The organism is Frankia sp. AiPa1, assembly GCF_023243075.1.
Taxonomy (GTDB): domain Bacteria; phylum Actinomycetota; class Actinomycetes; order Frankiales; family Frankiaceae; genus Frankia.
This window is the reverse complement of record NZ_JALKFZ020000029.1, coordinates 1-545: the sequence shown is the minus strand read 5'-3', so window position 1 is coordinate 545 and position 545 is coordinate 1. Positions and strand designations below refer to the sequence as shown.

General features: G+C 66.2%; 1 protein-coding gene. It reads left to right on the top strand.

Annotated elements, in window-relative coordinates; translation table 11 throughout:
- Window positions 1–104: 104 nt before the first annotated feature.
- Window positions 105–542 (top strand): MarR family winged helix-turn-helix transcriptional regulator, encoded by a 438-nt coding sequence (locus MXD95_RS04125; protein ID WP_250639179.1) that lies wholly within the window; start codon window positions 105–107, stop codon window positions 540–542.
- Window positions 543–545 lie beyond the last annotated feature (3 nt).

The window sequence follows — 545 nt, the reverse complement described above, 5'->3', positions numbered from 1 at the left end:
ACCACATACAGTAAGTACCACAAACCAAATGCGATGGCCATCCTCCCGGCCCCGGTAAGCTGGTCGTCAGACGACCGAAAAGGCGGAGATCCCAGGTGGACGCGATGTTCACAACGCCAGTGGCCCTGGTGCGCCTGTCCTATCTGGTCGACTCCATCTATGCCGATGTCTGCTCCCGGCACGGGGTGTCCGTGCCACAGGCGCAGCTGATGTGCGTCCTGAAGGACCAGCCACGCGGCATGAGTGAGATCAGCGCGATGCTGCGACTGGACAAATCCAGCGTCACCGGCCTGGTGGAGCGGGCCGAACGGCGCGGCTACCTGAGCCGCGCGATGTCGCCGACCGACCGCCGGGCGATCACCGTCAGCCTCACTCCCGCGGGCAAGCAGCTCACCGACACCTTCTACGGCCAGGTCAGCCAGCGCCTGACCGACCTGGCCGCACACCTGCCCGCCGCGGACCGCGACCAACTGACCCGCATCGCCACCCTCCTCGTGCTGAACGAGGACGTCCCCGACGTGTTCGGCCTCCCCACTTCCTGACGC

What these genes read in the sequence shown, in the direction of transcription:
- MXD95_RS04125 (WP_250639179.1), top strand. Translation starts at nt 105, where the DNA reads ATGTTCACAACGCCAGTGGCCCTGGTGCGCCTGTCCTATCTGGTCGAC.